Annotated in this window: 17 protein-coding genes; 4 read left to right on the forward strand and 13 right to left on the reverse strand. The window is 69.0% G+C overall.

Going from position 1 to position 16,948, the window contains the following annotated elements; translation table 11 throughout:
- Positions 1-52: 52 nt before the first annotated feature.
- On the forward strand, positions 53-1,060 hold the full coding sequence (locus tag ABD648_RS10270; protein ID WP_116635978.1) for a LacI family DNA-binding transcriptional regulator: 1,008 nt from the start codon (positions 53-55) through the stop codon (positions 1,058-1,060).
- Positions 1,061-1,163: 103 nt separating this feature from the next.
- Here the strand turns inward: ABD648_RS10270 and ABD648_RS10275 are convergent, their stop codons facing one another.
- The 10 genes from ABD648_RS10275 to ABD648_RS10320 all read right to left on the reverse strand — a co-directional run bounded on the left by ABD648_RS10275 (position 1,164) and on the right by ABD648_RS10320 (position 11,947).
- Positions 1,164-1,793, reverse strand: coding sequence for a superoxide dismutase (locus ABD648_RS10275; protein ID WP_282214856.1), 630 nt, complete (start codon positions 1,791-1,793; stop codon positions 1,164-1,166).
- 12 nt (positions 1,794-1,805) lie between these two features.
- On the reverse strand, positions 1,806-2,315 hold the full coding sequence (locus tag ABD648_RS10280; protein ID WP_282214857.1) for a flavin reductase family protein: 510 nt from the start codon (positions 2,313-2,315) through the stop codon (positions 1,806-1,808).
- The gene (locus tag ABD648_RS10285) at positions 2,312-3,676 is read right to left on the reverse strand and encodes an FAD-dependent oxidoreductase (RefSeq protein ID WP_282214858.1); all 1,365 of its coding nucleotides are present in this window, start codon (positions 3,674-3,676) and stop codon (positions 2,312-2,314) included. The genes ABD648_RS10280 and ABD648_RS10285 overlap by 4 nt, the downstream gene beginning before the upstream one ends.
- The gene (fdxA, locus tag ABD648_RS10290; protein WP_282214859.1) at positions 3,673-3,999 is read right to left on the reverse strand and encodes a ferredoxin; all 327 of its coding nucleotides are present in this window, start codon (positions 3,997-3,999) and stop codon (positions 3,673-3,675) included. The genes ABD648_RS10285 and fdxA overlap by 4 nt, the downstream gene beginning before the upstream one ends.
- A gap of 127 nt (positions 4,000-4,126) precedes the next feature.
- Positions 4,127-6,373 (reverse strand): exo-beta-d-1,3/1,6-glucosidase, encoded by a 2,247-nt coding sequence (locus ABD648_RS10295; RefSeq protein ID WP_282214860.1) that lies wholly within the window; start codon positions 6,371-6,373, stop codon positions 4,127-4,129.
- Positions 6,373-7,449 carry an ABC transporter permease gene (locus tag ABD648_RS10300; RefSeq protein WP_282214861.1) on the reverse strand — a complete coding sequence of 359 codons (1,077 nt, stop codon included), beginning with the start codon at positions 7,447-7,449 and terminating at the stop codon, positions 6,373-6,375. The genes ABD648_RS10295 and ABD648_RS10300 overlap by 1 nt, the downstream gene beginning before the upstream one ends.
- Position 7,450: 1 nt before the next feature.
- Positions 7,451-8,536 carry an ABC transporter permease gene (locus tag ABD648_RS10305; protein WP_282214862.1) on the reverse strand — a complete coding sequence of 362 codons (1,086 nt, stop codon included), beginning with the start codon at positions 8,534-8,536 and terminating at the stop codon, positions 7,451-7,453.
- On the reverse strand, positions 8,533-9,330 hold the full coding sequence (locus ABD648_RS10310) for an ABC transporter ATP-binding protein (protein WP_282214863.1): 798 nt from the start codon (positions 9,328-9,330) through the stop codon (positions 8,533-8,535). The genes ABD648_RS10305 and ABD648_RS10310 overlap by 4 nt, the downstream gene beginning before the upstream one ends.
- On the reverse strand, positions 9,327-10,151 hold the full coding sequence (locus ABD648_RS10315; protein WP_282214864.1) for an ABC transporter ATP-binding protein: 825 nt from the start codon (positions 10,149-10,151) through the stop codon (positions 9,327-9,329). The genes ABD648_RS10310 and ABD648_RS10315 overlap by 4 nt, the downstream gene beginning before the upstream one ends.
- Positions 10,152-10,282: 131 nt before the next feature.
- Entirely contained in the window at positions 10,283-11,947 is a 1,665-nt protein-coding gene (locus tag ABD648_RS10320; protein WP_282214865.1) for an ABC transporter substrate-binding protein, read from the reverse strand.
- Positions 11,948-12,042: 95 nt separating this feature from the next.
- Between ABD648_RS10320 and ABD648_RS10325 the strand changes: the two genes are divergently transcribed.
- Together ABD648_RS10325 and ABD648_RS10330 are read left to right on the forward strand one after the other, a co-directional pair.
- Positions 12,043-12,717, forward strand: coding sequence for a TetR/AcrR family transcriptional regulator (locus tag ABD648_RS10325; RefSeq protein ID WP_425561705.1), 675 nt, complete (start codon positions 12,043-12,045; stop codon positions 12,715-12,717).
- Between the two features lie 133 nt (positions 12,718-12,850).
- Positions 12,851-14,065 carry an amidohydrolase gene (locus ABD648_RS10330; RefSeq protein WP_282214867.1) on the forward strand — a complete coding sequence of 405 codons (1,215 nt, stop codon included), beginning with the start codon at positions 12,851-12,853 and terminating at the stop codon, positions 14,063-14,065.
- 6 nt (positions 14,066-14,071) lie between these two features.
- On the opposite strand, the gene ABD648_RS10335 is transcribed toward ABD648_RS10330, so the two are convergent.
- Together ABD648_RS10335 and ABD648_RS10340 are read right to left on the reverse strand one after the other, a co-directional pair.
- Positions 14,072-14,335 (reverse strand): hypothetical protein, encoded by a 264-nt coding sequence (locus ABD648_RS10335; protein ID WP_282214868.1) that lies wholly within the window; start codon positions 14,333-14,335, stop codon positions 14,072-14,074.
- A gap of 55 nt (positions 14,336-14,390) precedes the next feature.
- Positions 14,391-14,969: a TetR/AcrR family transcriptional regulator gene (locus ABD648_RS10340; RefSeq protein ID WP_282214869.1), complete on the reverse strand. Its 579-nt coding sequence runs from the start codon at positions 14,967-14,969 to the stop codon at positions 14,391-14,393.
- Positions 14,970-15,031: 62 nt separating this feature from the next.
- Here ABD648_RS10340 and ABD648_RS10345 point away from each other — a divergent pair, with 62 nt between their 5' ends.
- Positions 15,032-15,811: an SDR family NAD(P)-dependent oxidoreductase gene (locus ABD648_RS10345; protein ID WP_282214870.1), complete on the forward strand. Its 780-nt coding sequence runs from the start codon at positions 15,032-15,034 to the stop codon at positions 15,809-15,811.
- A gap of 22 nt (positions 15,812-15,833) precedes the next feature.
- Here the strand turns inward: ABD648_RS10345 and moaA are convergent, their stop codons facing one another.
- Complete coding sequence (moaA, locus tag ABD648_RS10350) at positions 15,834-16,916, reverse strand: GTP 3',8-cyclase MoaA (protein ID WP_282214871.1); 1,083 nt, start codon at positions 16,914-16,916, stop codon at positions 15,834-15,836.
- Between the last annotated feature and the right edge of the window lie 32 nt (positions 16,917-16,948).

Below are 16,948 nucleotides of genomic sequence, written 5' to 3' on the forward strand. Positions count from 1 at the left end.
CCCGTGAGCCGACAGATATCGCGACCGGAGCAGGATCCGACGGAGGAACCGCATGGCGAGCATCGATGAGGTGGCCCGGCTCGCCGGCGTCTCCACGGCGACCGTCTCGCGTGCGCTGAGCGGCCGCGGGCAGGTCTCCGCGTCGGCCAGGGAGCGCGTGCAGGCGGCGGCGCAGACGCTCGGCTACGTCGTCTCCTCGCGGGCCTCGAGCCTGGCCTCGGGGCGCACGCGGAACATCGGCGTCGTGGTGCCGTTCCTCGACCGGTGGTTCTTCAGCACCGTGCTGTCTGGGGTCTCCGCCGCCCTGATGCGCGAGGGCTACGACATCACGCTCTACAACATCACCGCCGACAAGGATGTGCGCCGGCACGTGTTCGACACGTTCCTGCGCCGTCAGCGGGTGGATGCCGTGATCGCGGTGTCGATCGAGCTCGACGAGGACGAGACGCAGTACCTGCTCGAGCTCGGGCTTCCCGTCATCGCGATCGGCGGACCGAACCCCAAGCTCGACACCCTGACGGTCGACGACGTCGCCGTGGCGCAGCTGGCCACCGAGCACCTCATCGGCCTCGGTCACACCGACATCGCGCACATCGGGGCGAACCCCGAGTTCGACCTCGACTTCCACATCCCGACCAACCGACGGCTGGGGTTCGAGCGGGCGCTGGCGAAGGCCGGCATCCCCCTGAACCCCGCGTTCCTGGAGCCTGCGGACTTCACGGTGGAGGGCGGCTACCGCGCGGCGAAGCAGTTGCTGGGTCGTCCGGGGCCCCGCCCGACCGCCGTGTTCGCCGCATCCGACGAGATGGCGATCGGCGCGCTCCTCGCCGCTCGCGACCTGGGCTTCGGGGTGCCGGACGACCTGTCGATCGTCGGCATCGACGGCCATGAGCTGGGCGAGTTCTTCCGCCTCACGACGGTCGACCAGTTCCCGCTCGGGCAGGGGGAACGAGCAGCGGATGCCGTGCTCGCGAAGCTCTCGGAGCCGGATGCCGTGCGCATCCCGGCCGCCCTGCCCTACGAGCTGAACGTGCGCGGGACGACGGCGCGCCTCGTCTGACCTGCCCTGCCGACCCGCCCCCTTCTGCACGACCCGGCCCGTTGCGGACGTCCGAAACGGGCCGGGTCGCACGAAGAGGGCCGGTTCGCCAAGAGGCGGGAGCTCACGGCGCGACGATGAGGCCCTTCGTCGCCGTGCGTGCAGCCGCGAACCGACGCTGCACGTCCGGCCAGTTCACGAGCTCCCAGAACGCCTTCACGTAGTCGGCGCGCACGTTGAGGTAGTCGAGGTAGTAGGCGTGCTCCCACACGTCGAGCTGCAGCAGCGGCGTGACGCCGAGCGGTGCATTGCCCTGCTGGTCGAAGAGCTGGAAGATCACCGGCCGCGCGCCCACGGAATCCCAGGCGAGCACGGCCCAGCCGGAGCCCTGCACGCCGAGTGCCGTGGCGGTGAAATGCGCACGGAAGGCGTCGATCGACCCGAACGCGTCGACGAGCGCGGCCTCGAGCTCGCCTTCGGGAGCCCCGCCGCCCTCGGGCGAGAGGTTCTGCCAGAACACCGAGTGGTTGATGTGGCCGCCGAGGTTGAACGCCAGGTCCTTCTCGAGCTTGTTCACGTTCGCAAGGTCGCCGGCGCTGCGTGCCGTCGCGAGCTGTTCGAGCGCCGTGTTCGCGCCGGTGACATAGGCCTGGTGGTGCTTCGAGTGGTGCAGCTCCATGATCTTGCCGGAGATGTGCGGCTCGAGCGCGGAGTAGTCGTACGGGAGCTCGAGGAGCGTGTAGAGAGCGGACATGGTGTCTTCCTTTCAGAGGTGGGTGTCGTGCGGCAGAGGGTGGAAGCGGCGGTCGAGGTAGACGAGCGGTCGCCCGGCTGTTCCGGGAAGCACCTCGAGCACCTCGGCGATGACCACGGTCGACGAGCCGACCGGCACGGTCTGGATGGGCCGGCACCGCAGCGCGACCCGGGCTTCCGCGAGGTGCGGCTCACCGGTCGGCAGCGTCGCCCATCCCTGCTCCGTCGTGAACCGCTCGGAGCCGCTGACCGCGAAGGTCTGCGCGAGAGCGGAGTGGTCGTCGTCGATCAGGTGCACGACGAAGGAGTCCGCCGCGAGGATCGCCCCGGCGCTGCCGGTCGCACGGGTCACCGAGAACACGATCGCGGCGGGATCGACGGCCACCGACGCGACGCTCGACGCCGTGAGCCCGACCGGACCATCCGGGGTGTTCGCCGTGATGATCGCGACCCCGGCGGGGTGCGTGCGGAATGCTGCCTTGAGCCCTTCGCCGATCGGCGTGGGCACGGGTGCCGTGTTCATCGAGCGATCTCCATCCTCTGTCCCTGCGTGGCATGTTCGAGCATCTCCGCGCGATCGACGATCTTGGTGCGCTCGCGTCCTCGTTCGGCTCCGGCGCCGCGTTCCGCGGCATCGATCCGCAGCCAGCCGTTGAGATCGACGGCGTGCGCGAGGTGGCCGATCGGATCATCGTCGTGGGCCTCGCGTACATCGTCGGCAGCCGCGAGATCGTCGACGAGGTGGCCGACCGTCTGGGCGGCATCCGATTTGGTCGAGCCGATGAGGCCGACCGGTCCCCGCTTGATCCAGCCCGTGGCGTAGAGCCGCGGAATGGGCGATCCGTCGACATCCACCACGCGGCCCTCGATGTGCGGAACGACGCCCGGATCCGCGGCGAACGGCACCCCGGGAACCGGCGTCGACCGATATCCCACAGCACGGTAGACGGCCCCGACGTCGTAGCGCAGCAGCTCCCCGGTGCCGACCATGCGGCCCAGCTCGTCGGATGCCGTGCGCTCCATCTCGATCCCGATGACCCTGTCCGTGCCGAGCAGTCGGACCGGACGCTGCCGCAGATGCAGGTGGATGCGGCGCGAGCCCGTGCGGTCCGCCGGATCGAGCGCGGCCCACTCGGTCAGGGTGCGCACGATGATGCGGCGCTGCGTGAACTGCGCCACCATCCGCTCGGCGTGCGCGTCGAGAGCGAGCTCCTCGGGGTCGACGATCACATCGACGTCGTCCTGCTCGGCCAGCTCCCGCAGCTCCATCGCGGAGAAGCGCACGTCGGCAGGACCGCGTCGCGCAAAGAGGTGCACATCGCGCACTGGGCTCGCAGCGAGACCGTCGAGCACCGCGTCCGGGGTGTCGGTGCGCGTCAGCGCCGAGGCGTGCTTCGCGAGGATCCTGGTGACATCGAGCGCCACGTTGCCGGCGCCGAGCACGGCGACCGACTCGGCCGCGAGCGGCCAGGTGCGCGCCGTGTCCGGGTGCCCGTCGTACCAGGCGACGAACTCCGCCGCACCGAACGATCCCGGCAGGTCGATGCCGGGGATGTCGAGTGCGACGTCGAGGTCGGCACCCGTCGCGATGATCACTCCGTCGTAGGCTGCGCGGAGCGCGTCGACCGTGACGTCGACGCCGATCTCGACATTGCAGCGCAGCCGGATGCGGGGATTCACGAGCACATCGTGCAGCGCGTCGGTGATCTTGCGGATGCGTGGATGATCGGGGGCGACGCCGTACCGGACCAGCCCATACGGTGCGGGGAGCTTCTCGAAGAGGTCGATCGAGGCGTGCGGCACGCGCCCGAGCAGGATGTCGGCGGCGTAGATGCCGGCAGGTCCTGCCCCGACGATGGCGATGCGTGGTTCGGCGATGGTCATGCGTGCGCTCCTTGCGGCGGAAGGGCGGCGACGACGGGGTGGTCGAACGACAGCATCGCCGTCTTGGCGGCGCCTCCCGGCGATCCGATCTCGTCGAAGAACTCGACGTTGGCCTTGTAGTATTCCTGCCACTCGTCGGGCAGGTCGTCCTCGTAGTAGATCGCCTCGACGGGACACACGGGTTCACAGGCGCCGCAGTCGACGCACTCGTCCGGGTGGATGTACAACGAGCGTTCACCCTCGTAGATGCAGTCGACAGGGCACTCGTCGATGCAGGCCTTGTCCTTCAGATCGACGCACGGCAGGGCGATGACATAGGTCATCGAGTGGTCTTCGTTCGGGTCACGCCATCCTCGTTCGGGTCGATCGGCCCTCGTCGGAGCCACATGACCAACCTAAAACCTCAAGCGCAGTTGAGGTCAAATCGAGGAGCGTCGGCGAACGCCGAGCTCAGGAGACGGCGAAGCCCGCCGAGAGCAGCACCTCGTCCCGCGACGACGGGCCGACGAGCAGCTCGAACGCCCCCGGCTCGACGAGACGGATGCCGGCGGCATCCACGATCGTGCAGTCGGCCACCGGCAGCTCTAGCCGCACGCGCACCGACTCCCCCGGCTCGATGTCGACCTGTCGATACGCCTTGAGCTCCTTGTCGGTCCAGCTCACGCTCGTGACCGCATCCCGCACGTACACCTGCACGGTCTCGCGCACGGGACGCTCCCCTGTGTTCGACACCGTGACGTGACCGACGATCGTGTCGCTGACGCAGAGAACCGTCTCCTCGAGCACGAGATCGGAGTATTCGACCGTCGTGTAAGAGCGGCCCTCGCCGAACGCCCAGGCGGGCGACTGGGTGAGGTCGGCGTACCGATCGCCGTGCTGCCCGCGGATCTGGTTGTAGTACGTCGGCTGCTGGCCCACGTGCTGCGCGAAGGAGATCGGCAGACGCCCCGAGGGTTCCACAGCGCCGGCGATGATCTCGGCGAGCGCACGCCCGCCCTGCATCCCCGGGTTCGCGGCCCAGATCACGGCCGCCGCCTGCTGCACGGATGCCGGGAGCACGAGCGGCTTCGAGGCGAGCAGCACCACGACGACCGGCTTCCCGGTGGCGATCAGCGCGTCGAGCAGCGCGTTCTGTCCGCCGATGAGTTCGAGGGTCGCGGTCGAGCGCCCCTCTCCCACGAGCTCGATGCGGTCTCCCACCACGGCGACGACCACGTCGGAGGCGGATGCCGCAGCCACGGCCTCGGCGATCAGAGCCTCATCGGGCGCGCACGGCTTCACCACCGGCGGTCGCGGCTGGTGATCCGGGAAGAACGCGCCCTGCGGGTCCTCCTCGAGCGTGAGGATGTCGGCGCCACGGGCGTACACGACGCTCCAGCCGTCGACGCCCTGAAGCCCGTCGCGCACGGTCGTGATCATGTCGCGCGGCTGCCCGTCGAGCCAGCCGGCCTGTCCCGACCCTCCCGCCCAGTCGCCGAGCTGCGTCTGCGCGTCGTCGGCGAGGGGACCCACGACCGCGACCCGGAGCGGGGCCGTGGCGTCGAGCGGCAGCACGCCGTTGTTCTCGAGCAGCACGATCGAGCGGCGGGCCATCTCGAGGTTGAGCTCGGCGTGCGCGGCGCTGCCGACGACGGCATCCAGCTCCACTCCCGGAAGCCGCGGGTCCTCGAAGAGCCCCAGCTCGAACTTCAGCGTGAGGATCCGCGCGGCTGCGGCGTCGAAGGCGTCCTCCACGAGGAGACCCTGCGCCACGGCATCCAGCGTGCCCTCGAAGAACCCGGGCGTCGTCATGATCATGTCGTTCCCGGCCCGCACCGCCGCAGCCGCCGCGTGCGCGATGTCGGGCTGGATGCGCTGCTCCCAGACCATCCGCCCGACGTTGTCCCAGTCGGTGATGAGGGTCCCGGTGTACCCCCACTCGCCGCGCAGCACGTCGCTGAGCAGCCACTCGTTCGTCGTGATCGGCACGCCGTCCATGGTCTGGTAGCCGAGCATGAACGACCGGCAGCCCTCACGGGCCACGCGCTCGAACGGCGGGAGGAACCAGGACCGGAGCTTCCGCCGCGAGATGTCGGCCTCGCTCGCATCGCGTCCACCCTGCGTCTCGGAGTAGCCCGCGAAGTGCTTGGCCGTCGCGAGGATCGCGGTGGGATCGTCGAGACCGTCGCCCTGATAGCCGCGCACCATGGCGCTGGCGAGCTCGCCGATGAGGAACGGATCCTCGCCGAACGTCTCGCTCACCCGCCCCCAGCGCAGGTCGCGCGAGATGCAGAGCACCGGCGAGAACGTCCAGTGGATGCCGGTGACGGCGACCTCCTCCGCCGTGGCGCGGGCGACGCGCTCGAGCAGCTCGGCATCCCACGACGCAGCCATGCCGAGCTGCGTCGGATAGATCGTCGCGCCCGGCCAGAACGAGTGGCCGTGGATGCAGTCCTCGGCGACGAGCAGCGGGATCCGCAGGCGGGTCTCGGCGGTCAGCTCGTTCGCCCGCAGGATGCGCTCCGGCGAGGTGTGCAGGATCGACCCGGCCAGGCGGCGCAGGATGTGGTCGTCCAGATCGTCGCGTGCGTCGAGCTGCAGCATCTGCCCGATCTTCTCCTCCAGCGTCATGCGACCGAGGAGGTCGGCGACGCGCTCGGGGATCGGCAGCGCGGGGTCCTGGTACGGGAGGGTGGTCGTCAGCGTGGGAGAGGTCATCACTTCGTGTTCTGTGTCTTCGTGGTCTTCGGGGAGGTCGGGATGCTGCGCACGGCGGTGACCGCCTCGTTCACGTTCAGCCCCTTCTTCTTCATGGCCCTGGCCCGCTCGCCCGCCGAGCGCAGCCGCGGGTTGACGTACTCGTCGATGCCGAAGTTGATGAGCGAGAGCGCGACGCCGATGATGGCGATACAGAGACCTGCAGGAACGTACCACCACCACAGCCGGGGGAATGCACCGTTCTGCTGCGCCCAGAACAGGATCGTGCCCCAGTTCAGGTTGCTGACCGGGATCACGCCGATGAAGGCGAGCGTCGTGAGACCAAGGATCGCGGCGGTCACGGTGCCGACGAAGCTCGACGCGATGAGCGCCATGAGGTTCGGCAGCATCTCGACGGTGATGATGCGGCGCAGGGGTTCGCCGTTGGCCCGCGCCGCCTGGATGAAGTCGCGGTTGCGCAGCGACATCGTCTGGGCGCGCAGCACTCTCGCGCCCCATGCCCAGCCGGTCAGGCCGAGGACCGCGGCGATCACGATCAGCGGCGGGTTCTCGAACTGCGACGCGATGATGATGATCAGCGGGATGCCGGGGATCACCAGGAACACGTTGGTCAGGGCCGAGAGCGACTCGCTCTTCCAGCCGCGCACATAGCCCGAGATGACCCCGATCGTGATCGCGATGACCGTGGCGATGGCGGCGGAGAGGAAGCCGACGACGATCACGCCGCGCGTGCCGAAGATGATCTGGCTGAGCACGTCCTCGCCCATGTGGGTGGTGCCGAGCCAGTGCTCGAACGACGGCGGCTGCCGCAGCGCCGAGCGGTCCTTCTGGGTCGCACCGTAGGGGGCGATCCAATCGGCGAGGATCGCGACGAGCACGAAGACACCGAGGATGATGAGCCCGGCGATCGACTTGCGGTTGCGGAACATCGCGAACGCCTGCGCGAGCTGCGAGCGGAAGGTCCGCTGCTCCGGAGGGACGGATGCCGGCGCGCGCAGGGTCGCCGTCTCCGGCATCCCCGAGGCGACCGGCGACCCGTCGGGCGCGGTGGTTCCGGCGGTGGTGGGAACGGTCATCTCAGGCCTCCGTCTGACGAGTGCGCGGATCGAGGTAGGCGTACACGACATCGGCGAGGATGTTCGCGACGAGCACCGAGAGCGTGATCACGAGGAACACGCCCTGCATGAGCGCATAGTCCTTGGCGTTGGTGGCGTCGAGCAGGAGCTTGCCGACGCCGGGGTAGCTGAAGACCATCTCCATCACGATCGTGCCGCCGACGATGAACCCGATCGAGAGCGCGAAGCTCTGGATCTGCGGCAGCACGGCATTGCGGGCGGCATAGGCCCACAGCACGCGGCGGTTCGGCATGCCCTTCGCCTGCGCGACGGTGATGTAGTCCTCGTCGAGCACGGTCAGCATCATGTTGCGCATGCCGAGCATCCATCCGCCGAGCGACGCGATGATGATGGTCAGCGCCGGCAGCGTGCCGTGCATGATCACCTGGCCGATGAAGTCGAAGCTCCACTCCGGCGACTGCCCCTTGTCGTAGGCGTGCGACGAGGGGAACCACTTCAGCGTCGAGGAGAAGATCGCGATCGCGATCAGACCGAGCCAGAAGTACGGGATCGTGTTGAAGAACGTCGTGATCGGGATCAGGGCGTCGAGCCTGCTGCCGCGCCGCCACCCGACGATCGCCCCGCCGATCGTGCCGATCGCGAACGAGATGATCGTCGCGAGCCCGACCAGCCCGAGCGTCCAGGGCAGGGCGGCCGACAGCACCTCGCCGACCGGCCGCAGGCCGTGGAGCGTCGAGATGCCGAGGTCGCCGCGGAACAGCATGCCCCAATATTCGAGGTACTGCTGCCAGATCGACTTGTCGGTGTCGATGCCCAGGAGGATGCGGAGCGAGTCGGCGGCCTCCGGGCTCACGTTGCGGTTGCGCGCCAGGTACGAGCTGACCGCGTCGCCCTTCATGAAACGCGGCAGGAAGAAGTTGATCGTGAGGGCGGCCCAGAGGGTGAAGAGGTAGAACGCCGCGCGGCCGGCGAAGAAGCGCCAGGGCACTGGTCGTCGCGCGCGCTCGGCGGTCGTCGCGGTGGTGCCGACTTCGAGGGCGTCGTTCGCGACGAGGTCGTCGTCGAGGTGGGGCGATGCGGTGGTCACAGGGCACCTCCGGTCGAGGCGAAGTGCTTCTCCGGATCGGGAGACGCCGCGCGCAGTTCGCGGGTGTACGGGTTCTGGGGGTTCAGGATGACGTCGTCGGCGGTGCCGTACTCGACGACCCGCCCCTGGTTGAGCACCATGATCTCGTCGCTGAAGTGGCGGGCGGTGGCGAGGTCGTGGGTGATGTAGAGCACGCCGAGGCCCTCCTCGCGCTGCAGATCGGCGAGCAGAGTGAGCACGCCGAGACGGATCGAGACGTCGAGCATCGACACGGGTTCGTCGGCGACGAGCAGCGACGGCCGCGAGGCGAGCGCGCGGGCGATGGCGACGCGCTGGCGCTGGCCGCCGGAGAGCTCGTGCGGGCGGCGGTCGATCACGGCATCCGCATCGAGGCGCACCCGGGCGAGCAATCGGCGGACCTCGGCGTCGGTGTCCTTCTTCGGCACGACCGCGTCGAGGCGGATCGGCCGCTCGAGGTGGTAGCGGATCGAGTGGTACGGGTTGAGCGAGGCGAACGGGTCCTGGAAGACCATGCGCAGCTGCTGCCGGTAGCGGCGCAGTCCCTTCCCGCGACGCGGGATCGACTGTCCGTCGAGCAGCACCTCGCCGCTGGTCGGGGTCTCCAGCTGCGTGAGGATCTTCGCGATCGTCGACTTGCCGCTGCCGGACTGGCCGACCAGGCCGATCGTGCGGCCCGAGGTCAGCGTGAAGCTGACGTCGTCGAGCGCCTTGATGCGGCCGGCGCCGCGGACGTTGTAGCTCTTCGTGACGCCGCGGAATTCGAGCGTGGTCATCGGACCAGCACCCCTCTCTCCCCGGTCAGCCGGGGGAACGACGACAGCAGGGTCCTCGTGTACTCGTGCTGCGGACGCCGCCAGATCTCCTCGGCGCTCGCGAGCTCGATTATGCGTCCCTCGCGCATGATCGCGATCCGGTCGCTGATCTCGAGGAGCAGGGGGAGGTCGTGGGTGATGAAGATCACCGAGAAGCCGAACTCGTGCCGCAGCTGCGAGATCTGCTTGATGATCTCCCGCTGCACCAGCACATCGAGCGCGGTGGTCGGCTCGTCCATCACCATGAGCTGGGGCCGCAGCGCGAGGGCCATCGCGATCATCACGCGCTGCCGCATGCCGCCCGAGAGCTCGTGCGGGAAGGACCGCATGCGCTGGCGTCCGACCTTGACGATCTCGAGCAGTTCTTCGGCCTCGGCACGGCGCTGGCGGCGGTTCATCCCCGGGCGGTGGATCTCGAAGACGTCCTCGAGCTGCGAGCCGATCGTGTCGACCGGGTTGAGGGCGTTCATCGCCCCCTGGAAGACCATCGAGACCTTGTCCCAGCGGAAGCGCTGCATCGCGTCGACGTCGAGGGCGTTGATGTCGACGTCGTCGCCGGATGCGTCGTGGAAGACGACGTCTCCGCCGGTGATGACGGCCGGCGCGCGCAGCAGTCGCTGCACGCCGTACGCGAGCGTGGTCTTGCCGCATCCGCTCTCGCCGGCGAGTCCGAGGATCTCGCCGCGCTGGAGTTCCAGCGTGACATCGGTCACCGCCTCGACCGGCGGATCGACGTCGTACACGACCGAGAAGTCGCGCACGGTGAGGAGGGGGTCTGACATGGGGGTGTGTTCCTTCATCGATCAGAGGGGGAGGCGCCGGCCCTTCGACAAGCTCAGGGACCCAGTGCTGGATGGCTGAGCCTGTCGAAGCCCCGTCAAGAGGGTCGAGACCGGGCCTCCCCATCGGGTGCTTACTCGGCGGGCTTCAGCTTCGTGAGGATCTGCACGATGTTCTGCTGCGTCGGGTCGGCCGATGCGTACGGGTCCTCCTCCGACGGCCAGCCGACGTAGTTCCGCGTGTTGAACTCGCCGAGCAGCGGGTGCGCACCCAGCGGGATCGCCGGAACCTGATCGACGAAGATCCTCTGCATGGTGTCGAGCGCGGCCGTGCGCTCCTCGTCGGAGGCGGCGTTCGCGTAGGTGTTCAGCGCCTCGGTGGCCGCCGGGTCCTCGAAGCGTCCGAAGTTGAATCCGGCGATGCCGTCGGGCGAGATCCAGCGCGGGTCCATGGTGGACGTGTAGAGACCGTAGGCGGTACCGCTGTCCTCGAGCCAGTGGATGATGGCCGAGAACGTGCCGTCGTCACGCGGGCCCTGCCAGCCGCCCCAGTCGGGCATGTCGATCTTCACCTCAGCGCCGATCGAGTCCGAGACGTCTTCGGCGATCAGCTCCTGCGCGGTGTTCCAGTCGCTCCATCCGGAGGGAACCGAGAGCGTGAAGGAGACGGGCGTGCCGTCGGGATCGATGAGCGCGTCGCCGTCCCACGTGTAGCCGGCGTCCTTCAGGACGCCGCGGGCCTTCTCGGCGTCGACCGAGTACTCCTCGCCCTGGAACTCGGGCTGGATCTCGTCCTCGAGGATCGAGGACAGTCCGGTGACCGACCAGACCGGCTCGCTGGCGCCCTCGCGGGCGATGTCGACGTAGGCGTCGCGGTCGATCACCCAGGCGAGAGCCTGACGGAACGCGGGGTCGTCGAACGGCTTCTGGTGCAGGTTCATGAAGAGCGTCGCGGACCCGGTGGTCGGGGCGGCCCAGAACTTGTTGTGCTCGGGATCGGCGGAGAGGAACTGCTCCTCGATCTGCGGGATGAACGCCTGGGCCCAGTCGGCCTCGCCCTGGGCGAGCGCGGTGGTCAGCGCGGTGTTGTCGCCGTAGGAGACGTAGTGCAGCTCGGGCACGGCCAGGTCGCCGCCCCAGTAGTCGTCGCGCGCCTCGAGGGTGACCGACTCGGTCGACCAGTTCGACAGCGCGTAGGGGCCGGTGCCGACGAGGTCGTCGCCCTTGACGGGGTCGGTGGCCGGCTCGTCGAGGTTCTCCCAGATGTGCTTGGGGACGATCGGCACATGCAGCACACGGGCCTGGTTGACGAACTTCGACTGCCCGAAGGTCAGGGTCACGGCGTCGCCTTCGACTGTCGCGCCTTCGAACTGGAGACCTGCGGTGTCGAGCGCCGGAGTCGAGACGAGCTCGTAGGTGAAGACGATGTCGTCGGCGGTGAACGGCTCGCCGTCGCTCCAGGTGACGTCCTTGCGCGGGACCACGGTCACGGCGGTGTAGTCGTCGTTCCACTCGATGCTCTCGGCCAGCCAGGGGGTCACTTCGCGGTCGCCGGTCTGGTTGACGAGGCCGAGCGTCTCGAAGATGACCTTGCCGTAGCCGTACTTCGAGGCGGACGAGTCGCCGACGAACGGGTTGTTCGACTCGGTGGTGATCGCGCCGTCGGGCTTCGCGATCGTGAGGGCGGCCGACTCGCCCGAGCCGGCGTCGTCGTTCCCGCCGGCGGAGCAGCCGGCGAGGGCCGAGATTCCGAGGGCGGTGATCGCCGTGACGGCGATCAGGGATTTCCTGAGCTTCATTGCTTCTCCTTGGGCACGGTCGTTGTGCTGCGTGGGGGACATTCACTTACTGGCGAGAAAGTAAGTATTGGTGAGGTTACCCACTGGTAAGTAAGATGGCAAGTGCACGGCCGACGAAGGGGATCAGCGTGGTGGACGACGAGTCGAAGGTGCGTCCGTCGACCCGTGCCAAGCGCGAGCAGATCCTCAAGGCCGCGGTCGAGATCTTCGGTAACAAGGGGTCGACCAACGGCACTCTCGCCGATGTGGCCGAGCAGGTCGGTATCACCCACGCCGGCGTCCTGCATCACTTCGGCTCCAAGCAGAAGCTCCTTCTCGAGGTGCTCTCCTACCGCGATCAGGCGGATGTGGCCGCCCTCGAGAAGAAGCACATCCCCGGCGGGCCCGAACTCTTCCTCCACCTCGTGCGCACGGCTTTCGCGAACGAGAAGCGCCCCGGCATCGTGCAGGCGTACACGGTGCTCTCCTCGGAGTCCGTCACCGACGACCACCCGGGCCGCGAGTACTTCGAGGAGCGGTACACGACCCTGCGCCGCGAGGTGACCGCAGCTTTCCACGAGCTCTGCGCCCAGGAGGGCGTCGACGATCCGCAGAGCATCGCCGCGGCATCCGCCGGCATCCTCGCGGTCATGGACGGCCTGCAACTGCAGTGGCTCCTGCACCCCGGCACCATCGAACTCGGCGGGGCGAGCGAGTTCGCGATCCGGGCGATCGTGAACGGCGTCCTGCACCCGGGTCCGGAGCTGGGAACGTACTCCCGCGAGGGCTGACAAGGTTCCGCTCGAATACTCCGCGGACCCGGCCCTTTTCCTGCGAGCCACCCCCTTATCGCGCACCACAGAGGGCTGGCTCGAGCAGAAGGGGCCGGGTCGGCACAATGCATCCCCGAGTAGGCTCGGGGCCATGACGATCGACCTCGAAGCGCTCTACATCGACCTGCACCAGCATCCCGAGCTCTCGTTCCAGGAGACGCGCACCGCCGGCATCGCCGCTGCTCACCTGCGCGATCTGGGCCTCGAGGTCGAGGAGGGCGTCGGGGTCACCGGCGTCGTCGGAGTTCTCGAGAACGGCGCAGGCCCGGTCGTCTGGGTGCGCGCCGACATGGATGCCCTGCCCGTCGAGGAGCAGACCGGCCTGGCCTACGCGAGCACCGCCAAGGGCGTGGACCCCTCGGGGAACACCGTCCCGGTCATGCACGCCTGCGGGCACGACATGCACGTCACGGCGATGGTCGGCGCGGTCGAGAAGCTCGTCGCCGAGAAGGCCGACTGGACGGGCACGCTCGTGGTGCTGATCCAGCCCGCAGAGGAGTACGGCGCCGGTGCGCGAGCGATGCTCGACGACGGCATCCTCAGCCGCTATCCGAAGCCCGACGTCGTGCTGGGCCAGCACGTCACCCCGCTCCCCGCCGGGATCATCGGCGTGCGCAGCGGCACCCAGATGGCGGCATCCGACGGTCTCACGGTCATCCTTCATGGCCGGGGCGGGCACGGCTCCCGCCCGCACTCCACGATCGACCCGGTCGTGATGGCGGCGGCCACGGTGATGCGGCTGCAGACCATCGCCTCCCGCGAGATCGACCCGCAGGGCGTGGGCGTCGTGACGGTCGGCTCGATCCACGCCGGCCTGAAGAACAACATCATCCCGGCAGAGGCGACACTCGAGCTGAGCCTGCGCTACCCGAACGAAGAAGCCCGCGAGAAGGTGCTCGCGAGCGTCGAGCGCATCGTGCGCGCCGAGGCCCTCGCCTCCGGCGCCGAGCGCGAGCCCGAGATCCACACGCTGCACACGCTGCCGGCCACGATCAACGACGAAGATGCCACGGTCCGGGTGACCGCCGCCCTGCAGCGGGCACTGGGCGAGGCATCCGTCATCGATCCCGGGATGTTCACCGGCAGCGAGGACGTCTCGTGGTTCGCACGGGATGCCGGAGTGCCCCTGGTCTTCTGGTTCTGGGGCGGAGTCGACCCGACGCGTTTCGCCGAGGCCGCCGCCGCCGGGCGCCTGGATAAGGACATCCCGACGAACCACTCGCCGTACTTCGCGCCGGAGATCCACCCGACCATCGAGGTCGGCGTGACCGCTCTGTCCTCGGCTGCGCGCGAGTTCCTCGGCTGAGCGTCGTCAGAGGCGTCGCACCGTGATCGCCTCGCGTCCGTACTCCTGTCGCGCCGTCCGCATGCACCGCGAGCACAGGATCTCGACGCGCCGCGGATGACCCTCGCCGCACACGCAGTCGATCGTGACGCGCCATTTGGCCTTGCGTCCGCAGGGGGCGTAGCCGGTCTCGTCGCCGTGGTCGCACTCGCAGCGCTGCGGTTCGCGATCGATGCCGGCCAGAGACCCGACGTCGACGACGCTCTCGGTATCGACATTCGCTGCACTCACCAGGTGATGCTCCCAGGAGTCACCCGTCGACCGCAAGAGCGCGACCGGTGGCGGATCAGCCGTTCAGATACTCCAGGTGGAGGGCGAGTGACGCCTCGAGCGTGTCGGTCTCACCAGTGGATCGCAGGACCTGGACACCACCCTGGATGCCGGCGATCACGGATGCTGCGACCTTCGTGGCATCCGCATCGGTCCTCGCCTCCCCGGCGTCCTGCATGGATCGGATGCCGCGGGCGAGGCGTTTCCGCCAGTCGAGGAGAAGCGCGGAGATGACCTCGGCGGCGCCGGGCGTCGAGGCCTGGTCCATGAGGGCGGCGAGCGGGCAGTTCGCTCCGAGTGCGCGATAGCGGGCGACGACCGCCGCGCTCCACTGCTCCCAGCCGCTCCGACTGGTGAGATCGTCGAGGTGCGGCTGCTGATCATCGATCACCCGATCGGCCTCGCGCCGGATGGCAGCGAGCAGTAGCTCCTGCTTGCCGCCCGGGAAGTAGTGGAACAGTTGCCCCTTGCTGGTCCCGGTGACCGCGCGGATGTCGTCGAGCGTGATCTCACCGGGGGCGTCGCTGCGCAGGTATGCCGCGGTGGTCTCGAGGATGCGGTCTCGAGTCGCGGAGCCCTTGGCTGTCAGGGTCATGCTTCCATCCTGCCCGCTTTCTGGACTCGCGAGTCCAGAAAGCGCGGCGTACCGTCGCCCGCATGACAAACCGACTGCAGAACAAGATCGCCCTCGTCACGGGGGCCACCAGCAACATCGGTCGCGCGATCGCCACCGCCCTGGCCGCAGAAGGTGCCCGGGTCATCGTCTCCGGACGCGATGCGGATCGCGGCGCCCAGGTGATCGCCGAGATCCGCGAGGCCGGCGGACACGCCGATTTCGTGCGCGCCGATCTCACGGGCGACCCCTCGGCGAGCGCCGGTCTGGCCGCAGACGCCCTCGCTCTCACCGGCGGCCGCCTCGACATCCTCGTCAACAATGCGGGCGTCTACCCCCTGCACTCCACCGCCGACGCGGGCGACGATCTGTTCGACCTCGTCTACGGCGTGAACGTGAAGGCACCGTTCCACCTGGTGCAGGCGCTCGTCCCCGCGCTCGCTGCGAGCCACGGAGTGATCCTCAACCTCGGCTCGTGGGTGGCGCGGCTCGCGGTGCCGTCGAGCCCGCTGTACTCCTCGTCGAAGGCGGCGATGGAGGCGCTGACGCGCGCGTGGTCATCGGAGCTCGGGCCGCGCGGCATCCGGGTGGTGGGCGTCTCCCCCGGCGTCATCCGCCCGCTCGGATCGGATCCCGAAGCTCCGCATCGCTCCGACACGTTGATGGCGGATGCTCCCACCGGGCGAGCGGGCGAGGCCGCCGACATCGCGGCGGCATCCGTCTATCTCGTCTCCGACGACGCCTCGTTCGTGCACGGGACGACGCTCGACGTCGACGGCGGACGCGCGAACGTCGCGGTGTCGGCGGAACGAGACGCGGCCTGACGCCGACGGCCCCTCGGTCGGATCAGCCGCCGATGGCGTTCATGCCGCGCGCGGGCTGGAGGAACGACGGGTCGTTGATCGCGTGGCCGGGCAGCTTGCCGTGCACGCAGGAGCGCAGCAACGCGGCGATGGCGTCGGCGCGGTGTCCCGGCACCGATCCTTCGCTCCTCATCACCGCGGTGAGGTCGTACTCGGCATTCGAGAACAGACAGTTGCGGAACTGACCGTCGGCGGTCAGGCGCAGGCGGTCGCAGGCGCCGCAGAACGGTGCGGTCACCGAGGCGATCACGCCGACCTCGTGCGGGCCGCCGTCGATGCGCCACTTCTCGGCCGGAGCTCCTCCGCGCCCGGGCACCGGGTCGAGCTGCCAGCGCTCGCCGAGCTTCTCGAGGATCTCCTCACGGGTCACCATCGTGGAGCGGTCCCACGTGTGCCCGGCATCCAGCGGCATCTGCTCGATGAAGCGCAGCTGCGCGCCGACGCCCATCGCGAAGGCCACGAGGTCGGGCAGCTCATCGTCGTTCACGCCGCGCATCGCGACGGCGTTGAGCTTGAGCGGACGGAGTTCGGATGCCGCGGCGGCGGCGATGCCCTCGAACACGTCCTCGATGCGGTCGCGTCGGGTGAGGTCGGCGAAACGCTGGCGGTCGACCGTGTCGATGCTGATGTTGAGGCGCGTGAGCCCGGCGGCGATGAGGTCGGGGAGCTTCTTCGCGAGGCTGATGCCGTTCGTGGTCATCGCGACCTCGACCGGGCCGTCCTCCCCCTCGATGCGGGCGATCCGACGGACGACGTCGACGATGTCGGCGCGCAGCAGCGGCTCGCCTCCGGTGAGCCGGAACGTGCGGATGCCGAGCGCGGCCGCCACCTCGGCGACCTCGACGATCTCGTCGGTGGAGAGGATGCTGGCGCGCGCGAGCCACTCGTTGCCCTGCTCGGGCATGCAGTAGGTGCAGCGCAGCGAACAGCGATCGGTCAGCGAGATGCGGAGATCACGGTGCACACGGCCGTGAGTGTCGACGAGCGCACCGCTCGTCGGGACAGCACCGCTGGCGGTCGTGACGTCGGGCGTGCGGACGCCGATCACGACCGGTACGGCCGTCATCGCTCCACCTCGCGCGTAGTCATCCTCCGAGA

This window comes from Microbacterium luteolum (assembly GCF_039533965.1).
In the GTDB taxonomy this organism is placed as follows: domain Bacteria; phylum Actinomycetota; class Actinomycetes; order Actinomycetales; family Microbacteriaceae; genus Microbacterium; species Microbacterium luteolum.